Origin of the sequence: Sphingomonas sp. (assembly GCF_019749955.1) — a bacterium.
Lineage (GTDB): Bacteria > Pseudomonadota > Alphaproteobacteria > Sphingomonadales > Sphingomonadaceae > Sphingomonas.
On the sequence record NZ_JAIEPC010000122.1, the window covers coordinates 1 to 6,989 of the forward strand.

7 protein-coding genes are annotated in these 6,989 nt (G+C 62.6%); 2 read left to right on the forward strand and 5 right to left on the reverse strand.

Going from position 1 to position 6,989, the window contains the following annotated elements:
* Both K2W81_RS16270 and K2W81_RS16275 read right to left on the reverse strand, forming a co-directional pair.
* Positions 1 to 1,214, reverse strand: a 1,214-nt coding sequence (locus tag K2W81_RS16270; RefSeq protein ID WP_294106499.1) for an HD domain-containing protein, incomplete at its 3' end; no start/stop codon positions are given.
* 78 nt (positions 1,215 to 1,292) lie between these two features.
* On the reverse strand, positions 1,293 to 1,604 hold the full coding sequence (locus K2W81_RS16275; protein ID WP_294106484.1) for a hypothetical protein: 312 nt from the start codon (positions 1,602 to 1,604) through the stop codon (positions 1,293 to 1,295).
* A gap of 151 nt (positions 1,605 to 1,755) precedes the next feature.
* Between K2W81_RS16275 and K2W81_RS16280 the strand changes: the two genes are divergently transcribed.
* Positions 1,756 to 2,238 (forward strand): helix-turn-helix domain-containing protein, encoded by a 483-nt coding sequence (locus tag K2W81_RS16280; RefSeq protein ID WP_294106485.1) that lies wholly within the window; start codon positions 1,756 to 1,758, stop codon positions 2,236 to 2,238.
* Positions 2,239 to 2,454: 216 nt separating this feature from the next.
* On the opposite strand, the gene K2W81_RS16285 is transcribed toward K2W81_RS16280, so the two are convergent.
* From K2W81_RS16285 to K2W81_RS16295, 3 genes are read right to left on the reverse strand one after another with little or no spacing between them, the layout of a single operon-like run.
* Positions 2,455 to 2,880, reverse strand: a complete 426-nt coding sequence (locus tag K2W81_RS16285; RefSeq protein ID WP_294106488.1) for a thioesterase family protein — start codon at positions 2,878 to 2,880, stop codon at positions 2,455 to 2,457.
* 40 nt (positions 2,881 to 2,920) lie between these two features.
* Positions 2,921 to 3,694 (reverse strand): sulfite exporter TauE/SafE family protein, encoded by a 774-nt coding sequence (locus K2W81_RS16290; RefSeq protein ID WP_294106491.1) that lies wholly within the window; start codon positions 3,692 to 3,694, stop codon positions 2,921 to 2,923.
* Complete coding sequence (locus K2W81_RS16295; RefSeq protein WP_294106493.1) at positions 3,691 to 4,911, reverse strand: LL-diaminopimelate aminotransferase; 1,221 nt, start codon at positions 4,909 to 4,911, stop codon at positions 3,691 to 3,693. Before K2W81_RS16295 ends, K2W81_RS16290 begins: the two co-directional genes overlap by 4 nt.
* A 153-nt stretch (positions 4,912 to 5,064) precedes the next feature.
* Between K2W81_RS16295 and phaC the strand changes: the two genes are divergently transcribed.
* The gene (gene phaC / locus K2W81_RS16300; protein WP_294106496.1) at positions 5,065 to 6,825 is read left to right on the forward strand and encodes a class I poly(R)-hydroxyalkanoic acid synthase; all 1,761 of its coding nucleotides are present in this window, start codon (positions 5,065 to 5,067) and stop codon (positions 6,823 to 6,825) included.
* Positions 6,826 to 6,989 lie beyond the last annotated feature (164 nt).

Here is a 6,989-nt window from a genome sequence, read left to right on the forward strand (position 1 = left end):
TCGATCGGCGTCGCGCCCTTGGGCAGCTGGATCAGCTCGCCGCGCGGGGTGAAGGCGAAGATGCGATCCGCATACATCGCCATCCGCGTATGTTCGAGCAGCTCTTCGGGGCTTTCGGCGGCATCGAGAATCTCGACCAGATCGGCGATCCAGCGCACCTGCGTGTCGGGGCGCAGCTTCCCCTGCTTGTACGCCCAATGCGCCGCCAGCCCATATTCGGCCTCGGCATGCATGTCGGCGGTGCGAATCTGGATTTCGACGCGGGTATTCTCGGCATGCATGATGCTGGTGTGGAGCGATCGATAGCCGTTGCGCTTGGGGGTCGAGATATAATCCTTGAACCGCCCCGGTACCATTGGCCAGCGCCGGTGGATCATGCCGAGTGCGCGGTAGCAATCCTCCTCGTTCGGGACGATGACGCGGAATGCCATGATGTCGGAGAGCTGCTCGAAGCTGATGTGGCGCTCGCTCATCTTGCGCCAGATCGAATAGGGATGTTTTTCGCGGCCCCAGATATCGGCATCGACGCCCTGACGCAGCAGCAGTGCCTTCATCGACGACGCGATCTTGGCGATGCGACCGTGATCGCCCTCATTCAGCAGCACCAGCCGCTTGGTGATCGAATCGAACGCGTCGGGTTCGATCTGGCGAAACGCGAGGCTCTGCATCTCGCGCATGAATTCATACATGCCGATTCGCTCGGCCAGCGGCGCGTAGATGTCCATCGTCTCGCGGGCGATTCGGCGGCGCTTGTCCTCGCTCTTGATGTGGTGGAGCGTGCGCATGTTGTGCAGCCGGTCGGCGAGCTTGACCAGCAGCACGCGGATATCGTCCGACATGGCGAGCAGGAATTTGCGCAGATTTTCAGCCGCGCGCTCGCTTTCGGTCTGCGCTTCGATCTTCGACAGCTTGGTCACCCCGTCGACCATCCGCGCGACATTGTCGCCGAACAGCCGCTGGATTTCCTCGGGCGTCGCAACCGTATCCTCGATCGTGTCGTGGAGGATCGCGGTCGCAATCGTCTCATCGTCGAGGTGCAGGTCGGTCAGAATGCCAGCCACTTCGATCGGGTGGCTGAAATAGGGATCACCCGATGCGCGCTTCTGCGAGCCGTGCGCCTGCATCGAAAACACATAGGCGCGGTTGAGCAACGCCTCATTGGCATCGGGATCGTAGCTCAACACGCGATCGACGAGTTCATACTGACGCAGCACGCGGCCAATGTGGGGCCGCGTGCTGCTGCTTTGCAACATTTACTTATCCGCGCAGACAGTGCGCGGCATTAGTCGTGGTTAGCGGGCAACAGTGTTGCACTTGGCGAGCGTCGCTTCGTCGAACGCGGCACCGGCAACGGCGAACGCGGTCAGCTTGCCCATGCGCTGCGCGACCATCTGGCACATGATGACATCGCGCTGCGTGCTCTTGGCGGCGCCGCACACGCCATCGGCGCACTTCCACAGCGTGCCCGCGGTGATCACGGTGTTCTTGGTCGGCGCGGTCGCCGGGGTCGCGCTGTAATAGCCGGCAGTCTGCGCCGAAGCCGCAACGGGAGCGATCATCAGAGCCGATGTGGCAAGCGCGGCGATTGAGAGAATGCGGATCATGACTTCCTCCATGAATGGCCGCCTGGGGAGGGCCGGCCCGGTGAAACAATTAGGTTGCGAAACGCTACTTAGTCGAGTAAGTTTTTCGTTGCAACTAGAAACTTAGATTTTCGTCGCACCTTTGGCGAAATGGGATAGGATCACGCGCCTGATGGACGGAAAACTGAGAGAGCCCCTGCGCGACCTCGCCGAGTGCAGCCTGCCAGCCGCGCTCGAGGCGATGGGCGAGCGCTGGTCGTTCCTCATCCTGCGCGCGGCCTTCAACGGGTTGTTCCATTTTGAGGAATTCCAGTCTGAACTCGGCATCGCGCGCAACATCCTCGCCAATCGGCTCGCGCGGCTGGTCGAGCATGGCATTTTGAAGCGCGAGGCGCTGCCCGATGATCGCCGCAAGATCGAATATCGGCTGACCGAAAAGGGCGCCGCGCTGCTGCCGACGATGGTGGCGCTGCGCCAATGGGGCGAGCGCTGGGAAACGGGTGTCGCTGCCACTCCGGTGCTGGTCGATGAACGCGACCGCCGCCCGATCCGTCAGGTCGAGGTTTATTCGTGGGACGGCCGCGTGCTGCGCAAGGGCGACATGGTGTGGTCGCTGCCCGAAGACATCGCCCGCGACATCCACGCCGCCGAATAGGCGCCTTCCGGTCCGATTGCCCGTCAACATTGCGCGACTCCGATTGCAGTCGCTGAGTCGCTTAGCGTAGCAATGTAGCGAGCGCTACAAATTTTTGATTTAGGGTGCGACGACTCTAGCTTGACCCGTTCGTTTCGAGCGAAGGCTCTGTCGAGCGAAGTCGAGACACCGAGAAACAAGCGGATGGAGGAGTGCTTCGTCCAAAGTCACCCCGCTTTACCGCGCCGCCAGCCGCTCCAGCGCCGCGCGCACCTCACCGGCAATCGGCACCGGACGCCCGCCGAGCTCACCGACATGGACGATCACCATCTCGATCGCGCAGTGAAGATCGCCGGTCACGGCGTGGCACAGTTCGAATCGTTGCGTCAGGCTGGTCGTGCCGATCCGCTCGATCCGCACAAACGCCTCAATCTCGTCGCCCATCGCGAAGGGAATCAGATAGTCGATTTCGGTGTGGCGCACATGGAATTCGGCGGCCGTCCATGCGGGGCCAAGGTCATCGAGCCCGCTCCATTCCCAAAATTCGGTGACCGCGACATCGGCATATTCGAGGTAGCGCGAATTGAAGACGATCCGCTGCGCATCGACTTCGGCATAGCGAACCTTGATGCGTGTCGAAAAAGCATAGCCGGGTCTGGTCATGCCGCGCGCGATGCCGGGGGACGGCGCCAGCGTCAACCGATCAGAACAGGAGTCTGGCGCCGACGATCGCCAGCGTCGTCGCGAGTATCGGCACCAGCACCCGGTCCGACACCCGCGTCGCGATCAGGCTACCGACGATGATGCCCGGGATCGACCCGAGCAACAGCGAGGCGAGCAGCCACAGATTGACCGTCCCCATCGACAAATGCCCCAGCCCCGCGATCAAGGTCAGGGGCACGGCATGCGCGATATCGCTGCCGACCAGCCGCGCGACCGGCACTTTGGGATAGAGGATGAGCAGCGCCGTCATCCCGAGCGCACCCGCACCCACCGAGGTCAACGACACCAGCGCACCCAGCACCGCGCCAAGGATGATCGTGATCCGCCCGATCTCGGCATCATCGTCACCCGCGAACAAGGGGGTGAGCCGCGCGATCAGCGTCTTGCGGAAGAACACCGAAATCGCGGTCAGGATCAGCGCAAGGCCGAGCACCGTCGAGATCACCCCCGCCATCGCCGACGACTGCCAATTGGCGAAGCTCAGGATGGTCAGCGTCACCACCGCCGCGGGCAGGCTGCCCATTGCGAGGCGCCGCACCACGCGCCAATCGACCGTGCCATAGCGGCCATGCACTGCCGTCCCGGCCGTCTTGGTGGCCGATGCATAAAGCAGATCGGTGCCCACCGCCGTCGCCGGATGAAAGCCGAACATCAACACCAGAATCGGCGTCATCAGCGATCCGCCGCCAACGCCGGTCAGGCCGACGAGCAGCCCGACCAACACGCCCGCGAGCGAATAGAGCAGGTCGATCACGCGCTGTCGCGCACGGCGCCTTGCGGCGGTGTATTGACGCCCATCGACTGGAGATAGCGCCTCACGTTGCGGGCGGCCTGGCGCAGGCGTTGTTCATTCTCGACCATCGCAATCCGCACATACCCTTCGCCATTTTCGCCATAGCCCACCCCTGGCGCAACCGCGACGTGAGCGTGCGTGAGCAATTGTTTGCTGAACTCAAGGCTGCCTAAATGCGCGAGTGCGGGCGGCAGCGGTGCCCAGGCGAACATCGACGCCGCTGGGGCCGGAATCTCCCACCCCGCGCGCCCGAAGCTTTCGACCAGCACGTCACGACGATGATGGTAAAGCTGGCGGTTCTTCTCGACGATATCCTGCGGGCCATTGAGGGCGGCGCAGGCGGCGGCCTGAATCGGCGTGAACGCGCCATAATCGAGATAGGATTTCACCCGCGTCATCGCCGCGATCAGCTTCGCGTTGCCGACCGCAAAGCCGATTCGCCAGCCTGCCATCGAATAGGTTTTCGACAGCGAGGTGAATTCGATCGCGACATCCTTGGCGCCCTTCACTTGCAGGATCGACGTCGTTGGCCGACCATCGAAATAGAGCTCCGAATAGGCAAGGTCGGAGATCACCCAGACCTTGTTCTCGCGCGCCCAGGCGACGAGCCGCTCATAGAAGCTGATATCCACCGTCTCGGCCGTCGGATTCGACGGATAATTGACCACCAGCACCGACGGGCGCGGCACGGTGAAGTTCATCGCGCGCTCGAGCGCTTCCCAATACTGCGCGTCGGGTGTGGTCGGTACCGCGCGGATTGTGGCCCCGGCGATGATGAAGCCGAAGGTGTGGATCGGGTAGCTGGGATTGGGCGCGAGCACGACGTCGCCCGGCGCGGTGATTGCGGTGGCAAGGCTCGCGAGCCCTTCCTTCGATCCCATCGTCACCACGACTTCGCTTTCAGGATCAACGTCGACCCCGAAGCGGCGCGCATAATAATTTGCCTGCGCACGCCGCAGCCCCGGAATCCCGCGCGACGCCGAATAGCCGTGCGCATCGGGCTTGCCCGCGACTTCGACCAGCTTGTCGATCACATGCTGCGGCGGCGGCAGATCGGGATTGCCCATGCCCAGATCGATAATGTCCTCCCCGCCCGCGCGCGCCGTTGCCCGCATCGCATTGACTTCGGCGATGACATAGGGCGGCAGGCGTTTGATGCGGTAGAATTCGTCAGACATAAGGGTCGCTTCGCTTGAGAGTCACGGGCACCGGCGCAATCGGCACAGGCGCCGATTTCAGGCGCCCCCTCGTCGCCGGGGCCTGCGGATGCTAAAGCGTCTGTCAGGCGGGCGCAAATCACAAGAATCGGCGCCACGAAGGATGAGGATAGCATGGCCGAACCCCAATCCCCGCAACCCGAAACCGCGCCCGCGGCGCTGCCGATCCCGAGCCTTGAAGACATGCAGCACTGGACCTGGGTGATGGGCCGCGCGCAGCAGATGATGCTCGAAGCCGGGTTGCAGACGATCGAGGACACGCCCGCGATCCCGATCATCCCGGGCTTCACCGATCCGCGCACGCTCGACCGCGCGCGCGATTTCTGGGCCGACAGCATGAAAATGTGGTCGCGCTTTCTGGTCCCTGATCTTGCCGCCGCCGAGCCCGAAGACCCGGCGCATGCCAGGGACAAGCGCTTCAAGGATCCGGCGTGGCGCGCCAATCCGGTGTTCGACTGGATTCGCCAAAGCTATCTGCTCGTCTCCGATCATCTTCAGCGCAGCGTCGACGAGATCGACGGCGTCGACGACAAGCAGCGCGAGCGGCTGCGCTTTGCGACCCGCAACATCGTCGAGGCGATGAGCCCGAGCAATTTCCCCGCCACCAACCCGCTGGTGCTCGAAAAGACGCTCGAGACGGGGGGCGAAAATCTGCTGAGCGGCTTGCAGCACATGCTCGCCGATCTGGGCAAAGGACAGCTCACCCATACCAGCAACGAATCGTTCGAAATCGGGCGCAACATCGCGGTAACGCCGGGCAAGGTCGTCAAGCGCACGCCGCTTTACGAACTCATCCAGTACAGCCCCACGACCAAGCAGGTGATCGAAACCCCGCTCGTCATCTTCCCGCCATGGATCAACCGTTTCTACATCCTCGATCTGTCTCCGGAGAAGAGCTTCATCAAATGGGCAGTCGATCAGGGGCTGACCGTCTTCATCGTGTCGTGGCGCTCCGCCGATGCGACGATGAAGGACGTGACCTGGGACGATTATGTCGAGGCCGGCCAGATCGACGCGATCGACACCGTGCGCGATCTGCTGAAGGTCGAAAGCGTCCACGCGATCGGCTATTGCGTCGCGGGCACGACGCTCGCGGCGACACTCGCAGTGCTGGCGGCGCGCGGGCAAGCCGACAAGGTCAAGAGCGCGACCTTCTTCACCGCCCAAGTCGATTTCAGCCGCGCAGGCGAATTGCTCAATTTCGTCGATGACGAGCAGATCAAGCTGATCGAGCAGGTATCGCCCGATGGTTTCCTCGACGGCCGCTACATGGCGATGACGTTCAACCTGCTGCGCGGGCGCGACCTGATCTGGAATTATGTCACCAACAATTACCTGCTCGGGCAGGATTATACGCCGTTCGACATGCTCCACTGGAACGGCGACACCACCAACCTGCCGAGCAAATGGCATCTGAGCTATTTGCGCGATCTCTACCGCGACAACCGACTCGCGACGCCCGGCGCGCTCAGCATCGCCGGCACACCCATTGACCTGACCAAGGTCGCGACGCCAAGCTACATCCAGGCGGGGCGTGAGGACCATATCGCGCCTGCCGACAGCGTGTGGCAGATGACCAAGCACTTCGCCGGGCCAATGAAATTCGTGCTGGCCGGATCGGGACATATCGCCGGTGTCGTCAACCCGCCTGCGGCGCAGAAATACCAATATTGGACCAATCCGGTGCTCGGCGAATCGTTCGCTGACTTCGTTACCGGTGCAACCGAGACCAAAGGCAGCTGGTGGCCCGACTGGATCGACTGGATCCGGGCGCAAGGCGACGCCACCGCACCGGTTAAGGGTGCCCGTACCCCCGGCAAAGGCAAGCTTCCCGCGCTCGGCGATGCCCCGGGCGACTATGTTCGGACACGATAAACCGCTTTATCTCAATGTTTTATCGCGCCTGAATGGGTTGAATGCGGCAGTTATGTTGCGCCGCACAAAAAACTCTTGATATCGTTGCGCAGTGCATTATATTGCAGTGCAGCAACGAAGCTATCAGGAGCGCCGCATGGCAACCAAAGGTCCCAAATCGGGCA